20 protein-coding genes and 1 riboswitch are annotated in these 20,386 nt (G+C 31.7%); of the genes, 8 read left to right on the forward strand and 12 right to left on the reverse strand.

Annotation, left to right across the window (positions count from 1 at the left end; translation table 11 throughout):
* The first annotated feature begins 181 nt into the window (after positions 1 to 181).
* Both MHH94_RS09405 and rnjA read left to right on the forward strand, forming a co-directional pair.
* Positions 182 to 394: a DNA-dependent RNA polymerase subunit epsilon gene (locus MHH94_RS09405; RefSeq protein ID WP_048542221.1), complete on the forward strand. Its 213-nt coding sequence runs from the start codon at positions 182 to 184 to the stop codon at positions 392 to 394.
* Positions 395 to 2,068: a ribonuclease J1 gene (gene rnjA, locus MHH94_RS09410; RefSeq protein WP_058592405.1), complete on the forward strand. Its 1,674-nt coding sequence runs from the start codon at positions 395 to 397 to the stop codon at positions 2,066 to 2,068. It begins immediately after the preceding gene.
* A gap of 43 nt (positions 2,069 to 2,111) precedes the next feature.
* Here the strand turns inward: rnjA and MHH94_RS09415 are convergent, their stop codons facing one another.
* The 3 genes from MHH94_RS09415 to MHH94_RS09425 are packed head-to-tail and all read right to left on the reverse strand — an operon-like array spanning position 2,112 to position 5,161.
* The gene (locus MHH94_RS09415) at positions 2,112 to 2,774 is read right to left on the reverse strand and encodes a potassium channel family protein (RefSeq protein WP_025905183.1); all 663 of its coding nucleotides are present in this window, start codon (positions 2,772 to 2,774) and stop codon (positions 2,112 to 2,114) included.
* A 24-nt stretch (positions 2,775 to 2,798) separates the two neighbouring features.
* Positions 2,799 to 3,815: a cytochrome d ubiquinol oxidase subunit II gene (locus tag MHH94_RS09420; protein ID WP_048542219.1), complete on the reverse strand. Its 1,017-nt coding sequence runs from the start codon at positions 3,813 to 3,815 to the stop codon at positions 2,799 to 2,801.
* A complete protein-coding gene (locus MHH94_RS09425) occupies positions 3,815 to 5,161 on the reverse strand; it encodes a cytochrome ubiquinol oxidase subunit I (protein WP_048542217.1) in 1,347 nt (448 codons plus the stop codon). Before MHH94_RS09425 ends, MHH94_RS09420 begins: the two co-directional genes overlap by 1 nt.
* Positions 5,162 to 5,346: 185 nt before the next feature.
* Between MHH94_RS09425 and MHH94_RS09430 the strand changes: the two genes are divergently transcribed.
* Both MHH94_RS09430 and MHH94_RS09435 read left to right on the forward strand, forming a co-directional pair.
* Positions 5,347 to 5,577, forward strand: a complete 231-nt coding sequence (locus MHH94_RS09430) for a glutaredoxin family protein (protein WP_048542216.1) — start codon at positions 5,347 to 5,349, stop codon at positions 5,575 to 5,577.
* A complete protein-coding gene (locus MHH94_RS09435; RefSeq protein WP_058592406.1) occupies positions 5,577 to 6,338 on the forward strand; it encodes a metallophosphoesterase in 762 nt (253 codons plus the stop codon). The genes MHH94_RS09430 and MHH94_RS09435 overlap by 1 nt, the downstream gene beginning before the upstream one ends.
* Positions 6,339 to 6,417: 79 nt before the next feature.
* Here the strand turns inward: MHH94_RS09435 and ptsP are convergent, their stop codons facing one another.
* From ptsP to auxA, 7 genes are all read right to left on the reverse strand, one after another.
* A complete protein-coding gene (gene ptsP / locus MHH94_RS09440) occupies positions 6,418 to 8,130 on the reverse strand; it encodes a phosphoenolpyruvate--protein phosphotransferase (protein ID WP_048542211.1) in 1,713 nt (570 codons plus the stop codon).
* The gene (locus MHH94_RS09445) at positions 8,130 to 8,396 is read right to left on the reverse strand and encodes a phosphocarrier protein HPr (RefSeq protein WP_016912884.1); all 267 of its coding nucleotides are present in this window, start codon (positions 8,394 to 8,396) and stop codon (positions 8,130 to 8,132) included. The genes ptsP and MHH94_RS09445 overlap by 1 nt, the downstream gene beginning before the upstream one ends.
* Before the next feature lie 136 nt (positions 8,397 to 8,532).
* Entirely contained in the window at positions 8,533 to 9,450 is a 918-nt protein-coding gene (locus MHH94_RS09450; protein WP_340840806.1) for a pseudouridine-5'-phosphate glycosidase, read from the reverse strand.
* Entirely contained in the window at positions 9,450 to 10,541 is a 1,092-nt protein-coding gene (locus MHH94_RS09455; RefSeq protein WP_048542207.1) for a carbohydrate kinase, read from the reverse strand. Before MHH94_RS09455 ends, MHH94_RS09450 begins: the two co-directional genes overlap by 1 nt.
* A gap of 153 nt (positions 10,542 to 10,694) precedes the next feature.
* Complete coding sequence (locus tag MHH94_RS09460; protein WP_048542205.1) at positions 10,695 to 11,231, reverse strand: hypothetical protein; 537 nt, start codon at positions 11,229 to 11,231, stop codon at positions 10,695 to 10,697.
* Between the two features lie 72 nt (positions 11,232 to 11,303).
* On the reverse strand, positions 11,304 to 12,476 hold the full coding sequence (locus tag MHH94_RS09465; RefSeq protein ID WP_048542203.1) for a class I SAM-dependent rRNA methyltransferase: 1,173 nt from the start codon (positions 12,474 to 12,476) through the stop codon (positions 11,304 to 11,306).
* A 347-nt stretch (positions 12,477 to 12,823) separates the two neighbouring features.
* Positions 12,824 to 14,122: a lipoteichoic acid stability factor AuxA gene (auxA, locus tag MHH94_RS09470; RefSeq protein WP_048542200.1), complete on the reverse strand. Its 1,299-nt coding sequence runs from the start codon at positions 14,120 to 14,122 to the stop codon at positions 12,824 to 12,826.
* Positions 14,123 to 14,269: 147 nt separating this feature from the next.
* On the opposite strand from auxA, the gene MHH94_RS09475 reads away from it, so the two are divergent.
* The 4 genes from MHH94_RS09475 (at position 14,270) to MHH94_RS09490 (ending at position 17,542) form a co-directional block, all read left to right on the forward strand.
* Positions 14,270 to 14,395 (forward strand): hypothetical protein, encoded by a 126-nt coding sequence (locus MHH94_RS09475; protein ID WP_255201038.1) that lies wholly within the window; start codon positions 14,270 to 14,272, stop codon positions 14,393 to 14,395.
* A gap of 179 nt (positions 14,396 to 14,574) precedes the next feature.
* Positions 14,575 to 14,679, forward strand: a riboswitch (TPP riboswitch).
* A 91-nt stretch (positions 14,680 to 14,770) separates the two neighbouring features.
* A complete protein-coding gene (locus tag MHH94_RS09480) occupies positions 14,771 to 15,346 on the forward strand; it encodes an ECF transporter S component (protein WP_048542198.1) in 576 nt (191 codons plus the stop codon).
* Between the two features lie 11 nt (positions 15,347 to 15,357).
* Positions 15,358 to 16,761: an ABC transporter ATP-binding protein gene (locus MHH94_RS09485; RefSeq protein ID WP_058591006.1), complete on the forward strand. Its 1,404-nt coding sequence runs from the start codon at positions 15,358 to 15,360 to the stop codon at positions 16,759 to 16,761.
* Positions 16,751 to 17,542: an energy-coupling factor transporter transmembrane component T family protein gene (locus tag MHH94_RS09490; protein WP_340840813.1), complete on the forward strand. Its 792-nt coding sequence runs from the start codon at positions 16,751 to 16,753 to the stop codon at positions 17,540 to 17,542. The genes MHH94_RS09485 and MHH94_RS09490 overlap by 11 nt, the downstream gene beginning before the upstream one ends.
* 92 nt (positions 17,543 to 17,634) lie before the next feature.
* On the opposite strand, the gene purD is transcribed toward MHH94_RS09490, so the two are convergent.
* Entirely contained in the window at positions 17,635 to 18,888 is a 1,254-nt protein-coding gene (gene purD, locus MHH94_RS09495; RefSeq protein ID WP_048542194.1) for a phosphoribosylamine--glycine ligase, read from the reverse strand.
* Between the two features lie 9 nt (positions 18,889 to 18,897).
* Positions 18,898 to 20,376: a bifunctional phosphoribosylaminoimidazolecarboxamide formyltransferase/IMP cyclohydrolase gene (purH, locus tag MHH94_RS09500; RefSeq protein ID WP_058591008.1), complete on the reverse strand. Its 1,479-nt coding sequence runs from the start codon at positions 20,374 to 20,376 to the stop codon at positions 18,898 to 18,900.
* Positions 20,377 to 20,386: the final 10 nt, after the last annotated feature.

Here is a 20,386-nt window from a genome sequence, read left to right on the forward strand (position 1 = left end):
TAGTTAAATATCTTTATTTATCTCTAATTTTCATGTAAAATGAACTTATTAAAAAGGTATTTATATATTTTCATATAATTACTTTTAAAAATGTACGGGAATCAAATTTTGAAATTGACAAACCCTAGACTTAAAAACTAGGGCTTTATTTATGTTAATTAACCTAGGAGGATTTATATAAATGGCAGTATTTAAAGTATTTTTTCAAGAAGACAAAAGTGAAGTAATCGTACGTGAAAGTACACAAACAAAATATTTCGAAGGACAAACTGAAGAACAAGTAAGAAGATATTTATCTGACCGTAATTACAATATCGAATTTGTCCAAAAATTAGAGGGCGCTCATTTAGAATATGAAAAGAAATCTGATCACTTTAATGTGGAGACAATCTAAATGAAGCCTTTACAAAAAAATGAAGTAGGCGTATACGCACTGGGTGGTCTCGGTGAAATTGGTAAAAACACGTACGCCCTCGAATATCAAGATGAAATCATTGTCATTGATGCAGGTATTAAATTCCCTGATGACGATCTTCTTGGTATCGATTACGTGATACCAGATTATACGTACTTAATTCAAAATAAACATAAAGTGAAAGCTTTATTTATCACTCATGGACACGAAGACCATATCGGTGGTGTCCCATTTTTATTAAAACAAATGAATGTTCCGATTTATAGTGGACCACTTGCTTTAGGTCTTATTAGAAATAAATTGGAAGAACATAATTTATTGAAGACTGCTCAATTAAATGAAATTGATGAAGATTCAGTATTTGAATTTAAACATTTCAAGATTTCATTTTATTTAACAACTCATAGTATTCCAGAAGCATACGGGATTATTGCAGATACACCAGAAGGTAAAATTGTTCATACAGGTGACTTTAAATTTGATTTCACACCTGTTGGTAAACCTGCAAATATTGCCAAAATGGCTCAACTTGGTGAAGAAGGCGTATTATGTTTGTTATCAGACTCTACAAATTCCGAAGTTCCTAACTTTACATTAAGTGAAAAGGAAGTTGGACAAAACGTAGATGAGATTTTCCGTAAGTGTTCAGGTAGAATTATTTTTGCAACATTTGCTTCTAATATTTATAGAGTTCAACAAGCTGTTGAAGCAGCCGTTAAATACAATCGTAAAATTGTTGTCTTCGGTCGTTCAATGGAGAACAATATTAAAATTGGTACAGAATTGGGTTATATTAAAGTACCACCTGAAACATTTATTGAACCAAACAAAATTAATACCGTTCCAAAACATGAAATTCTTATTTTATGTACAGGTTCTCAAGGTGAACCAATGGCAGCATTATCAAGAATTGCTAATGGTACACATAGACAAATCAGCATTATTCCAGATGATACAGTTGTATTCAGTTCATCACCTATTCCAGGTAACACGAAGAGTGTAAATAGAACAATCAACGCTTTATACAAAGCTGGTGCTGATGTTATTCACGGTAAATTATCAAACATTCATACTTCAGGTCACGGTTCACAAGATGAACAAAAATTAATGTTACGTTTAATTAAGCCTAAATACTTTATGCCAATTCATGGTGAATATAGAATGCTTAAGAAACATAGTGAAACTGGTGTAAACTGTGGTGTAGATCCAGAAAATATATTCGTATATGAAATTGGTGATGTGCTCGCACTTACTAAAGATTCTGCAAGATATGCTGGCCGTATTCCATCAGGAAATGTATTTGTTGATGGTAGCGGAATTGGAGATATCGGTAATGTCGTAATTAAAGACCGTAAAGTCCTTTCAGAAGAAGGTCTTGTAATAGTTGTTGTAAGTATAGATTTCAAAACGAAACAACTACTCTCAGGTCCAGACATCATCTCTAGAGGATTTGTATATATGAGAGAATCAGGTCATTTAATTTACGATGCACAACGATTAATCAAAAAAGCTGTTATTGAAAAGCTAAACAATAATGATAAAGTAGAATGGCATCACGTTAAATCTACAATTACTGAAGCTTTACAACCTTATTTATACGAAAAAACAGCTCGTAAACCAATGATTTTACCAATTATCATGAAAATTAAATAAAACATAAAAACACCCGTAATTTCTAAAAATTACGGGTGTTTTTTTACTCATTTACAAGTTTCTTCTCAAATCTATTTAAATCATTGTCATGACCTATCACGATTAAAATATCATGAAATTCAATATTTTCATTTGGATCTGGTGCTACGATGATATCTTTACCTCTTTTAACAGCAATGATATTTATACCGTAATTTGCACGTACATCCAATTCTAATATAGAACTACCAGCAAGTCTTTCCCCTGCTTTAATTTCTACAATTGAATACTCATCAGAGAGTTCTAAGTAGTCTAGTACAGATGCGCTAGCAACATTATGTGCGATACGACGACCCATATCTCTTTCTGGATGGACAACAGTATCCGCACCTATTTTATTGAGAATTTTAGCGTGATAATCGTTTTGAGCTTTAGCGGTAACTTTTTTAACACCTAATTCTTTAAGAATTAAGGTTGTTAATGTACTCGCTTGTATATTCTCACCTATTGCAACAATTACATGATCGAAATTACGTATACCTAAACTTTTCATGACCGCTTCATCTGTTGTATCTGCAATCACCGCATGTGTGGCGATATCACTGAACTCATTCACTCTTGCTTCATCTGCATCAATGGCCATTACATCCATATCTAAAGCATTGAGCTCTCTTACAATACTTCCGCCAAATCGGCCTAAACCTATAACTACATACTCCCTACTCATGATATGCCTCCATACTTTATAATCTTATTTTTTACCTTTAACGTAATCAGCATCAAAGATAAATAATCTTAATAATAATATAAGCGATGGCACGAGTAAAAGTAAACCTAAAATAAATACGATTACAAGCATTAATGCCATTTGATCGTTCACAACTGCTTTATCAATATTAATAAACGGATCTAATATATATGGTAATTTACTTACACCATATCCAAAGAACGCTGTACCGAATTGTAATAATATCATAATAAAAGCAACACCATGTGCTTTTTTAAAGTATATTAATCCAACAGCAATGAGAAAGAATATAATACTTAAACCGAATAACCACCAATAACTGCCGACTGCATTATTAAAATGCGTTTCATTATGTTGTCTTAAAGATAAGAAAACGAACTGACAAATGATGATCATTGGAATTGCCCATATAAGGAACCACTGTCTCAATAAATGATATGCTTCAGAATCTTTAGCTTTGTTTGCATAAAATGTTAAAAATCCTGATGAAATATATAACACAGAAATAATTGCTAAAAATACGACTGCCCATGCATATGGACTTAATAATAAATCAACCCATTGTAGGTGAACACCATCACTTGTTTCTTTTATATAGCCACCTTCAGCAATTGTTAAAATTGTTGATAATGATGCTGGAATCAATAAACCTGTTCCACCATATAAGAATAACCACGATAACTTACTATCTTGTCCATAGTTTTCAAATGCATAAAAACTACCACGAATGGTCAGTAGAATTAATGCAATACTCCCAGGTATTAATAATGTTGACCCGAAATAATAAGCAGAATCTGGGAAGAATCCAACTATTCCTACAAAAAAGAATACGAAGAATACGTTTGTTACTTCCCAAACAGGGTTTAAATATCTAGAAATTAAGTTATTGATAATATGATCCTGTTTCGTTAATTTCGCGTGAAATGCGAAGAATCCTGCACCAAAGTCAATCGCACCAATAATAATGTAACCAAACAGAAAGAGCCAAAGCACTGTAATACCTATATGTTGATAATCCATTATACTTCACCCTTTCTGTCTATTATTTTGTTTACATCATCAGTCGCTTTACTGTGACTAAACATTCTAATAAGTACATAACTTGATGAAATACCAAGAACTAAATAAAGTATTGCAAATGCAATGAATACGAGTGCTAGTCCGTCAGCATTTGTTGCAGCTTGTGCAACTTTTAAGTAACCTCTTAATATCCAAGGTTGTCTACCCATCTCGGCTAAGAACCAACCAAATTCAATTGCAAGCATTGCAAGTGGTCCGGTTAATACTGCTAAATATAAGATTGGTTTACTATATTGTGACCATTTTTTCACCCATTTTAATACAATAAATAAAGCTGAAACGACAAAACAATAAACACCAAAGAATACCATCAAATCAAAGAAATAGTGAATGATAAGTGGTGGTGTTTCATCACTCTTAAATTCGTTTAATCCTTTAACTTCAGTATTAAAATTACTATCAGATAAGAAACTTAAAGCGCCAGGTATTTTAATAGCACCTTTTACTTCTTGTTTATCTTCATCTACTACCCCAAATAATACAAGGTCTGCTTTTGATTCACTTTCAAAATGCCATTCCATAGCTGCTAATTTTTCAGGTTGTTCTTGATGTAAGAACTTAGCTGATAAATCTCCTGCTAACATCGCAAGTAAACTCGCAATTAAACCGACTGTCATCGTAAGTTTGAGTGCTTTTTTATGATATTCTTTATCGTCTATAAATTTATTCTTAATTAAACGATATGCTGCTATACTTGCTAAAATAAATGCAGCTGTCATAAACGCAGTCGATACAACGTGAAATGATCTAATACCGAATGATGCATTAAACATCGCTGCAACTGGATCAATATTCATCAATTTTCCATTGATAAAATCGAATCCATTTGGCGTATTCATGAAAGAATTCACAGATGTTATAAAGAACGCTGAAAATGTACCACCAATAATGACTGGTAACGTAATTAAAAAGTGCGTCCATTTACCTTTGAATCTATCCCACGTATATAAATAAATACTTAAGAAAATAGCCTCAAAGAAAAAGGCGAATGTTTCCATAAATAATGGTAGTGCAATAACTTGACCACCTAATTGCATAAATGATGGCCACAATAATGATAATTGTAGACCAATAATTGTTCCCGTAACTACTCCGACCGCTACAGTAATCGTATAACCTTTAGACCAACGTTTTGCCATCGCAATATACATAGGATTATTGTTCTTAATACCTATGAATTCAGCAATTGCAAACATTAATGGGATACCCACACCAATTGTTGCAAAAATGATATGGAACCCCAATGTCATAGCAGTTAGTAAACGACTTATAACTACTGCATCCATAATATTCCTCCATTCAACGTTTGTGATATACATCACAATTTAATCTTATTATACAACACTTTAATCATTTGTGAAATGTTTAACATTTACAAAGTAATGACAAATTAATGGCAAAATAGGACTTAATCGTTGAACGCTTTAAAAAATCATTTATAATATGTCTATATAAAGTTGAGGTGAAAGCTATGAGTGAAGTTACAATTTATACACAAGACCAATGTCCCCCTTGCCAATTTGTAAAACAATATTTTACTGAAAAAGAAATTCCATTTACAGAAAAAAATATAAAAAACAAACAGTTTAAAAATGAACTTATCGATCTAGACAGTTTTTCAACACCTACTGTTCTCATTAATGGAAAAGTTTTTTATCAAGTTGATATAGAATCTTTTAATAAAGCATTGGGCATTCATTAATGAAGATTCAATTTCCAAGCTCTAAAATTAAAATCACCAAACATTCTATTGATACAAACCTAAAATCAAATCTGAAACTTATTCATATAACAGATTTGCATTTAGGTTATTATTCTAATTTAGAAAATTTATATCAACTTGTACGTCTTATCAATGAGCAAGAAGCAGATATTGTTTGTTTCACAGGTGATTGTTTTGATGATATTGCTCAAATTTCTTTTGACCCTTATCTAGTTATACCTTTATTTCGTACAGTTCAATCAAAATATGGAAAGTTTTTTGTTCCAGGCAACCATGATTACGGTTCAAACGGCATTCATACAGTATTAGATATCATGAATAAATCCGGTTTTGAAGTCTTGTTAAACAGTTCTTACGTCGTAAACACACCTGACGGTAATATTCAGATTAATGGCATTGACGATTTATGTTTTGGTCTGCCTAATTTTAGCAGTTCATTCCAATTACCAAATTGTCATATAAACTTTCGAATCGGACTCGTACATGAACCAGATAAAGTTAAATTATTAGATCCAAACATCCATTTAGTACTTTCTGGACATACTCATGGTGGTCAAGTTCGACTTCCTAAGATTGGCGCTATTTATACACCAACTTATGGAAAAGTATATAAACAAGGTTTGTATCAAATTAGAACTAGACAATTTCTTTACGTTAATCAAGGTATAGGCATGACAAGACTTCCTATTAGAATTTTTTGCTCACCTGAAATTGCGATATTCACCTTGAAATCTCATTAATGTCTGAAAGAAAGCATAACATATAAAAACAGAGCGATTATCACTTAAAGTTAAGAGATAATCGCTCTGTTTTTATATTTTAAAGAATTTGATTAACGAGTTCTACAACTTCTTCTTCTGTTGCACAGTTAATTGCTTTGTTCGCTAATTCTTGCATTTCTTTTTGATCTAATTGTTTGATTTGTTTTCTAGCTTTTAGAATACTTGTCGCACTCATAGAGAATTCATCTAAACCTAATCCAAGTAATAATGGAATTGCTGTATTGTCTCCAGCCATTTCTCCACACATACCAGTCCATTTACCTTCTTTATGAGAAGCTTCAATTACTTGCTTAACTAAGCGAAGAATTGCAGGGTTATATGGTTGGTATAAGTAAGAAACACGCTCAGACATACGGTCAGCAGCCATTGTATATTGGATTAAATCATTCGTACCAATACTGAAGAAATCAACTTCTTTAGCGAAGATGTCTGCAAGTGCTGCAGTAGATGGAATTTCTACCATAATACCGATTTCGATATCATCCGCAACGTTAACACCTTCAGAAACTAATTTTTCTTTTTCCTCAAGTAAGATTGCTTTAGCATCTCTAAATTCTTTAATAGTTGCAATCATAGGGAACATGATATTTAACTTACCAAATTCAGATGCACGTAATAAAGCTCTTAATTGTGTTCTAAAAATTTCAGTTTGATCTAAACATAAACGAATCGCTCTATATCCTAAGAATGGGTTCATTTCTTTAGGTAAGTTTAGATAAGATAATTCTTTATCTCCACCTATGTCTAAAGTACGAACGACAACACGTTTGCCGTCCATTTCTTTTAAAACTTTGCTATATGCTTCAAATTGTTCTTCTTCTGAAGGCATATTATCTCTACCCATGTATAAGAATTCAGTACGGTATAAACCGATACCTTCTGCGCCGTTATTTTTAACACCTTCTAAGTCATTAGGTGTACCAATATTCGCAGCTAATTCAACATGAACACCATCTTTAGAAACAGATTCATCATTAACAAGTTTAGCTAATTCTTCTTTTTCAGCTAAGAAGTTTTTCTGTTTTTGTTCGTATGCTTGAACTTCGTCATCTGTTGGGTTAATGATTACATCACCAGATAAACCATCAATGATTAAACTATCACCATGGTTTACGCGATCTGTAATATCTTTAGTACCTACAACAGCAGGAATTTCCAATGAACGACTCATTATTGCTGAGTGTGAAGTTCTTCCACCGATATTTGTCGCAAAACCTTTAACAAACTCTTTGTTAAGTTGCGCAGTATCAGATGGTGTTAAATCTTCACCCACAATAATAACGCTTTCATTGATCATACTAGGGTTTGGTAATTCTACACCTAAAATATGTGCCAAAATACGTTTAGAAACATCGCGAATATCCGCTGCACGTTCTTTCATATATTCATTATCCATATTTTCAAAAATTGTAATGAAGTTTGTTGATACTTCATTTAATGCAGTAGGTGCATTTACTTTGTTATTGCGAATATTTTCTTCAATTGGATTTAATAATTCTGGATCTTCTAATACTAATAAATGGGCATCAAAAATCGCAGCTTTATCTGCACCAAGTTGTTTTTCAGCATTATTACGAATTTGAGTTAATTCAACTTTTGATTGATTAACAGCCGCTTTAAACTTTTCAACTTCGCCGTCTACATCGCTGATATTTTCGCTTGAAAACGATAAGTCAGGTTCAACTAATAAATATGCTTTACTAATAGCCACACCATCAGATGCAGCTATACCTTTTAATATTTCAGACATTATTTAGTTAATCCTTCTTTAGATAATACTTCAGTAATTGCTTCGATAGCTTCTTTCTCATCACTACCCTCAGCGTAGATAGTAATTTCAGCATCTTTACCAACACCTAGGCTCATTACACCCATGATTGATTTTAAGTTAACTTTTTTAGCGTTATATTCTAATTGTACATCTGAATCAAATTTAGATGCAGTTTGAACTAACATTGTTGCTGGTCTAGCATGAATACCCGTTTCGTCAATAATTACGTATGAATTTTGTTCCATTTTTATTGTCTCCTTCTGATACCTATATTAAATTTGTATAAAATCAAATTTTATCTATACGATTAAAGAATATCAAAAAACCACTTACAATTCAATCATATTACATAAGTATGCAATTATTTGAGCTGATTATTCTTTAATTTTGAAGGTTCGTATATTCAACTGCTATTTGTGTACCAATTCTAGCGTTATGCTCAACAAGTTTAATATTTGTTTCTAATGATTTACCTTCAGATTGCTTAACGATTTCACCTAATAGGAATGGTGTAGAATCTTTACCATGAATACTTTCTTCTTCAGCTTTAGCAACTGCTTTGTCAATAATACCATTGATGAAACTTGGTTCTAGTTGATCCTCTTCTGGAACTGGGTTAGCTACAACAATACCTGTTTCTAAACCTAAATCCCATTGCACTTCTGCTAGTTTCGCAATTGTACTTACTTCATCAATTCTTGTATTTAATTTAAGACCACTTTCTCTTGTAAAGAATGCTGGAAGTTCATCAGTTTGATATCCAACTACAGGTACTCCTTTTGTTTCTAAATATTCTAATGTTTTGCCTAAGTCTAGAATTGATTTAGCACCAGCACAAATGACAGCTACTTTCGTTTTAGAAAGTTCATCTAAGTCTGCAGAAATATCCATTGTATGCTCAGCACCTTTATGAACACCACCGATACCACCAGTAACAAAGAATTTAATGTCTGCTAATTGCGCACAAATCATTGTTGAAGCCACTGTTGTTGCACCAATTTTCTTAGTTGCTAATATTTCAGCGATATCTCTTCTAGAAACTTTTGATACATTTTCTGCACTTGCTAATAATTCTAATTCATCTTCGCTCAATCCAATTTTAATCTTTCCATCAATAATTGCGATTGTTGCTGGTACCCCACCATTATCTCTTACAATTTGTTCTACTTTTTGTGCCATTTCTACGTTTTGAGGATAAGGCATACCATGTGAAATAATTGTAGATTCTAAAGCAACAATTGCTTTACCTTCCTCTTTTGCTTTTTCTACTTCTTCTGAAAATTGAATATAGTTTTCCATTATAAAGCCTCCATGTCCTTAATTAATTGTTTTTTATCTAAATCTTGTCTCACTGTATAAGCTGTTTGAATTGTTTTAGATGCATTTGCTTTTGCCAAATCAATAATTTTGTCGATTTCAAATGATTTCAACCATCCATAAATTAAACCTGACGTAAAAGCATCACCAGCACCTGTTACATCAACGACATTATCTACTTTTTTAACTTCAAATTGACGTTGTCCTTCATCACCATCATAAATAATTTTATCTTTACCTGATGTCACAACTAAGTTCTTCACACCAAGTGATCTAATTTCACCAATGTATTGAATTAATTCCGCTTCTGTTTGTGCATCTTTACCTACGAAAGATTCAACTTCATCTTTATTTAATATGAGCCAATCAACCGCATGTAAGTTATGAGGTAGACGATTCATTTTAGGTCCAGATACTGCAATCAAGACTAATTTAATCTTTTTCTTCTCAGCGTATGAACATAAAAACTCTATCGTCTCTTTAGGACAGTTTAAATCTGCAATAATACATTTAGATTTATTAAGTAAGTATGTGTTCTTAATCATAAACTCCGGCGTAATTTTGTCATATACTGACATATCTGCAAATCCCATCGTCATACTGCCATGTTGATCTAACAATGCTGTATAACTTCCCGTTGATTCGCTAGAGATTTTCTCTACATAATCCACATTCATAAATGGTGATGATAAATCTGAAATATGTTGCCACTCTGCATCATTACCTGAAGTCGTTAATAACAGAACATCTTCACCGATACGTCCTAAATTCTCAGCAACATTTCTAGCAACACCACCAATAGAAGTTTCAGAGGTAACTGGATTTGAAGTACCTTTTACTAATTCGTCTGTAATATGAAATTTCCTATCTATGTTAGCCCCACCAATACAAACAATTGGATTTTGTTCATTTAATACATATGCTTTCCCTTGAACATATTCTTTCTTAACTAAACCTGAAATAATATTTGCAACTGCAGGTCTAGACAAACCAACTTTATCTGATAACTCTTGTTGGGATATAAAAGGATTTTCTTTTATTAAGTTAAGAATTAATTTTTCGTTTTCATTCATTGAATTCACCTCGCAAACATTTGTTTATTTTTCGAACTTTAGTTTACATTTTTAATTATAAAGCGTTTTCAGAATAATTGCAAATATAACATAAAAAAATTACACAAAAAGAAGCTAAGACATTACAAAATGCCTTAGCTTCGTATCAAAATTTTATTCACCTATAAAGTCTTGAATGACTGTTTCACATTTTTTAATGTGATCTTCGCCCATTTTTTTCATTAAATAATAACTTATTGAACCAGCAACTGCTTGTCCAACTAATGGTACCCATCTTGATTGTTTTGCCGCTTCTCTTTTTACGACTGATCTAAAAATAACTTTTACCATTGCATTCGTTACTTTTTGACCAATAAACTGGCTACCTCTCATTGCAGCAGATGTTAAAACTTTTTGTTTTAGATCATCTTGCATTTTATTAACTTGCTTATGACTTAATCCATAAATTTTATTAATATCTTCAATGATATCGCCCATTAATTTAATATCCATACCAACACCAAGTCCTGGGATTGGTACTACATTTGCAGCTGAAGACATTAATGACTTCTTATGAATAATTTCTTTAGCTTTTTTTCTACGTTCTAACAATTCTTCTTGTGAAGTTGGTAATTCAGAACGCTTCTTTATTTCTTGTATACCAAATGCTTTATTGCCTGCTTTTGTCGTAATTTTATCGAAAATTCCCATTGTTTCCATTCTCCTCACAGTTCGATTATATTCAATCATTATTATAATAATATATACCCGAACTAGGAAATTTTAACCATTTATTTGTACGAATACGACTTTCAAGTATTTACTTGGTTTATAGTGAGGATGACTCTTGAAGTCTTTTGGTAATCCCATTACATCAGAGATTGTATAATCAACACCTAATTGATCTAATGTTTGATTTATCATTTTTTTGAATGCTTTTTGTGGGAAAGCACTTGAATTTGTACTTAACACTAAGTTACCATTCTCGTTTAATAATTCTAATGCACCTTCAATTAATTCAGGATAGTTTTTCTGAACACTAAAAGTCTTTTTCTTATTACGTGCGAAACTTGGTGGATCAATAACGACAACGTCATAACTTAAACCATGTCTTAAAGCATATTTGAAATAATCAAATACATCCATAATAAATATGTGGTTCTGATTAAGATCCATTGTATTTAAACCAAAGTTTGCTTCAGTTAATGGTCTAGCTCTATTAGCTAAATCCACACTTGTAGTTGATCGAGCATTTTCACTTGCTGCAACTGAAAATGCACCAGTATAACTAAATAGATTTAATATATCTTTATCTTGACTATAGTGATCTCTTAACTTTTTTCTAACATCTTTTTGATCTAAGAAAATACCTGTCATAGGTCCATCATCAAGATTAATATTATAGAACATATGGTTTTCTTCAATGACATACGGAAATTCTGGTGCTTCACCCGTTACGAAGTCTGACGCTGTTTCCATGCCTTTAAATCTTCTTTTTTCAAAAATTGATTTATAATCAAAGACTTCTTTAATTGCAGGTAATATTCTATCTTTCAATCGATATATGCCTACTGAGTACCATTGAACTAATAAATGACCGTCATAATGATCAATTGTCAGTCCACCAATTCCATCACCTTCAGCATTAAATAATCTATATGCATTGATACCATCTACATTTTCATAATATGCTCTATCATTTTTTGCTTCATCAAATAACTTTACAAAAAAGTTATGATCAATCTTTTCAGTTGAGTCTAATGATAATACCCAGCCTATACCTTTATTTTGTTCACCATAATATGCAGTTGCAATAAATCTTTTACCCGCATCAACAAGTGCGACTAATTCACCTTCATCCATATTAGGCATATCAAAAACGTCGTCTTTTTCAACTAGTGGATATCCTCTTAAATATTTATCTTCTTTTCCTTTTTTGAGCATTAATTGTTTCATTATATATTAGCCATCCTTTCGAAATGTCTCACATATTATAACGTATATTATTCAAAACACCAAAAAACAGAGTATTCCCCTTTAGAATACTCTGTTAACCGAATTTTATTAATCAAAATTTCCCCCAGAAAGTTTTGATCCCCTTATATGTAAACGCTTACTAAAGTTAGTATAAAGGATAAGATTATTCCACGCAATACATTTTTTGAATAAATTCATTAAAATAGTTTACTTATTACATATTTAAACTTTTAAATACAGCAATTGCTCACGTAAATTATAAAATAAAAAACACTTTATTAAGCGCATATTGCTCAATAAAGTGTCTAACTATCTTGTGTATGATATTAAAATGATTTTTTCAAGTGAATGATAAATGCAGGTGTCACAAATAATAATAGTAAAAATGAAATTGGTGTGATAAACACGGAAAATTGTGAAGTTTGAATTGCTGATACAAAGAATGTCGTTGCAATTTCAAAGAATAATGCTGAAATGACAAACAACTTGCCAAAATTATTTTTATTCTTATAATTTGTCGTGTAATTGAAGTATGCATATAAGATAATCAATAACATCAAAATAAATAATGTTAACCATTCAAAAACGTATTGAATTTGAGATAATTTCCATTCACCTGATAAGAATAAACCATTACGGTTATTAAACTCTATAAATGTAAATAAGAATAAAACTACAGTACTTATCCATTCTATATAACTTTTCTTTAACCATTTCGGTCTTCTCATCCATCTTGGAATATCGTCTTCTTCGATTTTAATAATCTCTTTCCATTTTTCATTACGTCGTTTTCTTTTAGCGATTGCCTCTTCAGAATTGAATTTTTCTAAAGTAGCCTGTTTGAAATTCTGTAATTTTTGGTAAAAACCTTCTGCTAAAGTATATATTTTTCTTGTTAAGCGATTATTTTTAACTCTTGAATATCTTTCTTCATGAAATTGTTCAATGTCTTCATCACTTACTGGTAATGATCTTCTTAAATATAAACTAATCCATACTGACATTTGACTCAGACACCATAACAGTATGAAGAATAAGTTTACACTCATAACGTCTATAGGTTTTACATTTTGAGTATCGATATTATGGTTCATTGCAAATTGTGAAATGAAATAACATAATCCATATGAAATAATAATCCATAAATAATGTTTCTTCCGATGCATTGGATTCAGTTCATTTTTATAAACGACATATCCCACATGAATTGCAAATGGAATAATAAATAAGAAAGATGCAAAACTATATACTTGGAACATGGTCATCATAATAACAATCATTAAAATAATTGTGAGTCCGATATAAAATATAGAAATATCATAATCGTAATGCGTCGTTCTTCTTAAAGTACGTCCTACTAATAATACAAACACACCAAATAGCAATACTATAATTGCTGCGATAACTGGAAAGTTACCGATATAATGGTGTAATATTCTTACTAATTCATCAAAAAAAGCTACAAAAAAGTCCCAAATATTATTGATATGGATATTACTTGAATCCTTGATATTATAATCTTTAATACGTGGTGCATTAAAAAGTATAAGTAATCCAGTAATCAAAATAAATATACCTATAATTCGACTAAAATGAACTTCCCAGCTTTTTTTCTTTATAGCCATGTTCTTCACCTCATTGAACATTATAATTGTTTCATTTTCAATTGTCTTTAATTATATTGAAAATCAGTCCCAAGTACTAGCAAGAAGTTTAAAACTTATATGTAGTTGGGTATATAATAATATCATAAATTTTAAAGGAGTGTTATTATGACTCATAATGATAAGCATAAAGAAGAAGCAGAAAAAGCTAAGAAAAAAGAACAAGAAAATAAGCAAGACAACAACAAAGGTCAAGATGAAACAAAAGAAAATATACAAGACACATTCGAATAAATAAATTTCATTATCGTGCCTAGTCGGGAGCGAAATCACAATTTGCGATTTCGCTCCCGATTTTATTTTGAATTTATTTTAATGACTTACAAATCATTTATTTAAGAAATTAATTTTATTTTTATGATTTACTATTGACAAAAAGATTAATAAGACTTATCGTATGGATAACAAATTAATAAATGCACTAGGGGTGTTTTGAAACTGAGACAGACATGAAAAGGTCTGAACCCTTTGTACCTGATCTAGATGATACTAGCGTAGGAAAGTGTTCGTAAATCATATAATATTCATTTTTAAATGATAACAATATTTTTGTGCGCTTCTATTTAGATATAGGAGTGCACATTTTTTTATATAAAAGGAGAATTTAACATGTCAAAAAGATTAACGTTATCAGATATTTTAGTAACTGTATTAATTGGTGCTTTGTTTGCAATCATTTATAAGTTCTTATGGATACCTTATGAAATTTTAAAACCACTTGGTCTACACTTAGAACAATCTGTATATGGTGTATGGTTTATTGCAGCAATTGTCACTTATTTAATTATTCAAAAGCCTGGTGTTGCCATTCTTGCTGAATTTGCTGCTGGCGCTGGAGAAACAATTGTAATGGGGCAATTCGATATTCCAACATTTATATATGCATTATTACAAGGTTTAGCTTGTGAAATCATCTTCCTAGCTGTTCGATATCAATCAAGAAAATTATCAGTTGCAGTAATAGCTGGAATGGCTGCAGGTATTATTACGTTACCAATTGATTGGTTCTATAATTACTTAGGTGACGTTGCTTTATGGAATGTTATTTTAATGTTTACGATTAGAATTTTAAGTGGTGCAATCGTTGCGGGTGCATTAGGCTATGCAATTGTAAAAGCACTTGACCAAACTGGTGTTACGAAATTGTTCAGACCAGCATCTAAAAAAGATTATGACTTATTATAGGAGTTATTCAATTGTTATCACTAAAAAATTTAAGACTAAAGTATCCTGATGATGAACGCATTATATTTAAAAATTTAAACATCAATATTAATGATAAAGAAAAAGTTCTGTTACTAGGTCCAAGTGGATCTGGTAAAAGTACATTATTAAATATATTAAGTGGTATTATACCGAGATCGATGGACATACCGATGAAAGTAGATTCAATCAATATCGATTCACTTCCGGGTGTTATTTTCCAAGATCCAGATACGCAGTTTTGTATGCCTGAGATTAAAGAAGAATTAGCATTTGTGCTTGAGAATATGAACATCGAACCTGATAAAATGGACGGATTTATAAAAAATGCCATGAAACAGGTAAATTTAAATGCTGACCCTTCACTAAAAATCAATCGTTTAAGTGGTGGTATGAAACAAAAATTAGCGATTGCTTCTATATTATTACAAGATACAAATACGTTATTTCTTGATGAACCGACAGCAATGCTTGATCATCAATCAACGACTCAACTATGGGATTTGATTATGGAGCATTGGACAAATCAAACCGTTGTAATCGTGGAACATAAAGTTGATTATATTTGGAATTATGTTGATAGAGTCATCGTGATGAATGAAAATGGTGAAATCACACATGATAGTACACCTCAAGATATATTAGATCATCATACAGACATATTAAATGAATACGGTGTATGGCACCCTAACTCATGGCGATATGCCCCAAAATTAACTAAACAGACTACTGAGCACAATCCGTTGTTAAATATAGAGGAGTTAGATGTACTACGTGGCTCCAAAAAACTATTTAGTATAGATGAATTAACGATTTCAAGTGGCGAATGGCTTACAATAACTGGACCAAATGGAACAGGTAAGACAACATTTTTAGAAACGATGATGCAGCTCATTAAATATAATGGTCAAATACTTTATAAGAATAAACACATCAAAAAAGTAAAAGATGCTTCTAAACATATGTATTTCGTTTATCAAAATCCAGAATTACAATTCATCGAAACATCTGTTTATCATGAAATATTTATCAATTATGCTTATCAAGATAAACAGACAGCTCATGACAAGACTCAAGACATGTTGACGTTACTAAAACTTAATCATGTGAAAGACCAACACCCTTTTGAATTATCAATAGGACAGAAAAAAAGATTAAGTGTCGCAACTGCATTAAGTACAAATTCTGAAATTATTTTACTGGATGAGCCAACATTCGGTTTAGACAGTCACAACACCTTTGAACTCATCAAATTATTTCATGAGCGTGTACAAAATGGTCAAACTATCTTAATGATTACACATGAAAATGAGATCATTAATCGTTATGCTACTAGAAGATTGACGATCAAAGACGAGCAATTACATGTAAGCGGTGGTGAATCTCATGTTAACTAATTGGAAGAAATACTCTACATTTATTGATGATGTCAATATTCTAACGAAACTTATATTAGGTATCGCTCTATTTTTCTATGCGATATTTATTCATCAATTTGATTTCATGCTCTATTTAACGATTATTATGTTCCTTTATTTAATCATCATGAGCGGTGTGAGATGGTTACCACTATTAATCCTCATTGTAATCACTTTATTTTTCGGACTCACTTCTTCCTTATTTATGATTTTTTATGGTGAAGGAAGCGAAACAATTTTCAAGTTCGGCATTATTCATATTACTGAAGAAAGCTTTTTAAGAGGTATTCACGTAACCATGCGTACACTTGTTATTTCGTTTTACGGCATGGTTATACCATTTACTTCACAAATCATTTATGTGTTTTATAGTTTCATGCAACATTTAAAAGTCAAACCTAAAATTGCATATGCTTTCATGGCTTCTATACGCATGATACCTCTTATGTTTAGCTCTTTTATGCAGTTAAGACAAGCTTTAAAGATGCGTTATGCAGTTATAGATAAAAGTAACCGCAAAGCCTTAAAATGGATACACCATTTGCTCATTCCAACGTTAAGTCAAAGTATAAGAAAATCTCATAGGTTAGCTGTTGCAATGGAAGCAAAAGGATTCACAAACGGCAAAAGAACTTTCTATTATAAGGTACCTTTCACTAAAAATGATTCATATTTCATTTTAATGACGATTGCACTCGTTGCTGTTGCATATTTATTAAATATTTATTTACCTATAACACACATTTCAGATATTCGATAACATTGCGTTATATTTGACCATACCTTTCCCTAAAAGAATGAAATATAGCGCAATGAAAAGGCTGAGACAAACTTTGTTGTCTCAGCCTTTAATTATAATTTATATGCTTTTAATGCTTTATGCCCAATATCATTTCTATAGAATAATTGTTCACTTTTAATATGTTTGACTTGTTCATATGCATGTTTTTGAGCCGTTTCAATATTATCACCCGTACCGATAACTATCATGACACGTCCACCGTTATTTTCATACTTGCCTGCTGAATTCTTCTTCAAAGCACTCACAAAATATTGATCTACATGCTCTAAACCTTCAACTGAATATCCTTTATCATAATCACCTGGATATCCTTTAGATGCTAATACGACACCAACAACACTTTCATCTTTCCATTCTAATGTTATGGGTTCTTTATGATACACCTTGTTTAATATTTCAATAAAATCAGAATCTAATTTAGTCAATAATACTTGTGCCTCTGGATCACCGAATCTTGCATTAAATTCAATTACTTTTGGTCCTTCTTTTGTTAAAATTGCGCCAATATAAATCAAACCAAAATAGTTAATGCCTTCACTCACCAAAGCATCCGCAATAGGTTGTGCGATTTTTTGATTCGTTTCTTCCAATACATCATCCGTAATATGTGGTACCGGACAGTATGCGCCCATACCACCTGTATTTGGACCTTTATCACCATCGAATGCACGTTTATGATCTTGGGCGATACAATCAAATGGAACTGCATATGATTGATTCACAAATGTCATAACTGAATATTCTTCTCCATCAAGAAACTCTTCGAATACTACTTTTTCATGAGGTGTTTGATATAAAGTTTCTACGCCTTCCCTTGCTTCTTCACGTGTTAAAGCAACGATTACACCTTTACCGGCTGCAAGTCCATCTTTTTTAAGTACAATAGGTATTTTGCACTGCTCAACATAATTGATTGCTTCTTCTTTTGTTGTGATTGTCTTATATTCTGCAGTTGGAATATGATACTTTTCCATAATCTTTTTCGCAAATTCTTTAGAACCTTCTAATTGTGCTGCTTCTTTATTTGGTCCGAAGACTTTAGCATTTGTTTCCTCTAATACATCTGTTAAACCATCTATTAAAGGTTGTTCAGGTCCAATTATTACCCATTCAATATTGTTTTGTTCTACAAAAGATTTTATAGCTAAATGATCATTTTCTTGAATATCCGATACAATTGTCGCAACTTCTTCCATTGCATCATTACCCGGAATGACAAAGACTTCATTTACTAATTTAGACGATTGACATTTTTGAGCTAACGCATGTTCTCTTCCACCTGATCCTATAACAAGTACTTTCATATTGACCTCCTAATGTTTAAAGTGTCTCATTCCAGTAAATACCATACTGATTCCATATTTATTTGCCATATCTATTGAATCTTGATCTTTAATTGACCCACCTGGTTGGATAATTGTTTTAATACCTGCTTTTGCTGCTGTTTCTACAGTGTCACCCATTGGGAAAAATCCATCTGAGGCTAATGCTACATTTTCATTCATTTCAATTGCACGATCAATTGCTATTTTTGCAGAGCCAACTCTATTCATTTGTCCAGCACCTACACCAACAGTTTGGTGATCGTTTGCTAGTACAATAGCATTACTTTTAACTGAGCGGACAACTTTCCATCCAAGTTCTAACGCTTTCCATTGTGCTTCAGTTGGTTCAACATCTGTAACGACTTTCATTTCTTCACGCGTTAATGTTGCATTATCTTTATCTTGAACTAAATATCCACCTGATACGGATACAAATTCTTGTTCGTCTTGCGTTTCAGTCATATCAATTTCTAGTAATCTAATATTCTTCTTCGCTGTTAAGACTTCTAAAGCTTCTTCGTCATAGCTTGGCGCAATAATGACTTCCAAGAAAATAGAATGTAATTTTTCAGCTAATTCCTTTGTAACGGGTCTATTTAAAGCGACAATACCACCAAAAATAGATTGTGAATCTGCTTCATATGCATAATCGTACGCTTCTTCAATTGATGCGCCTACACCAACACCACATGGGTTCATATGTTTCACTGCAACAGCTGCAGGTTGTTCAAACTTTTTAATAAGTGATAAAGTTGCATCAGCATCTTTAATGTTATTAAAGCTTAAAGCTTTACCATGTAATTGTTTAGCGCCAGCTAATGTATTTGGTTCATTTGAAGTCTTTACAAAAGTAGCATTTTGTTGAGGGTTTTCACCATATCTTAATGTTTCTGACGTATTTCCAAAAAATTCAACAATCGCATTGTCATAATCATTTGTATGTTTAAATACTTTAACCATTAATGATTTACGATAATTTTCATCAAGTTTGTCAGAAGCAATACGTTCAATGACTTCGTTATAATCAGCAGGATCTACGACTGTTGTAACAAATTTGAAGTTCTTTGCTGCTGCACGTAACATAGTTGGTCCACCGATATCGATGTTTTCAATTGCTTCATCTTCTGTTACATCTTCTTTCTTGACAGTTTCTTTAAATGGATATAAATTTACGACTACTAAATCAATTAAGTCGATGTCTTGTTCTTTTAATGCTGTTAAATGTTCAGGAATAGAACGATTTGCAAGAATCCCTCCATGTACACCTGGATGTAAAGTTTTGACTCTTCCATCCATTATTTCTGGAAAGTTTGTTAACTCTGAAACTGAATATACTTCAATCCCAGCATTTTCAAGTGCCTTTTTAGTACCACCAGTTGAAAAGATTTTATAATCATTTTCTATTAATTTGCTTGCGAAATCTTCTATATTTGTTTTATCTGACACACTTAATATTGCATTCTTCATTTTGTAAAGA

This window comes from Mammaliicoccus sp. FSL K6-3158, assembly GCF_038005105.1.
GTDB lineage: Bacteria > Bacillota > Bacilli > Staphylococcales > Staphylococcaceae > Mammaliicoccus > Mammaliicoccus sciuri.